We start from the raw sequence: 394 nt of genomic DNA on the forward strand, positions 1-394 counted from the left end.
ACTACCGTTCCGTAGATGCACTGCTGATCGACGATATTCAGTTTTTTGCTAATAAAGAACGATCTCAGGAAGAGTTTTTCCACACCTTCAACGCCCTGCTGGAAGGTAATCAACAGATCATTCTCACCTCGGATCGCTATCCGAAAGAGATCAACGGCGTTGAGGATCGTTTGAAATCCCGCTTCGGCTGGGGGCTGACTGTGGCGATCGAACCGCCAGAGTTAGAAACCCGCGTGGCGATCCTGATGAAAAAGGCCGACGAAAATGACATTCGTTTGCCAGGCGAAGTGGCGTTCTTTATCGCCAAGCGTCTACGATCTAACGTACGTGAGCTGGAAGGCGCGCTGAACCGCGTCATTGCCAACGCCAACTTTACCGGACGGGCGATCACTAT

Annotated in this window: 1 protein-coding gene; it reads left to right on the plus strand. The window is 51.5% G+C overall.

Annotated features, from left to right (window positions below; genetic code table 11):
* The coding region (locus EVJ24_RS15255; RefSeq protein WP_236637694.1) for a DnaA ATPase domain-containing protein at nt 1-394 on the plus strand (394 nt) is incomplete at both ends.

The sequence above is a fragment of the Exiguobacterium sp. SH1S21 genome, from assembly GCF_004337175.1.
GTDB classification, from domain to species: Bacteria; Bacillota; Bacilli; order Exiguobacteriales; family Exiguobacteriaceae; genus Exiguobacterium; species Exiguobacterium aurantiacum_A.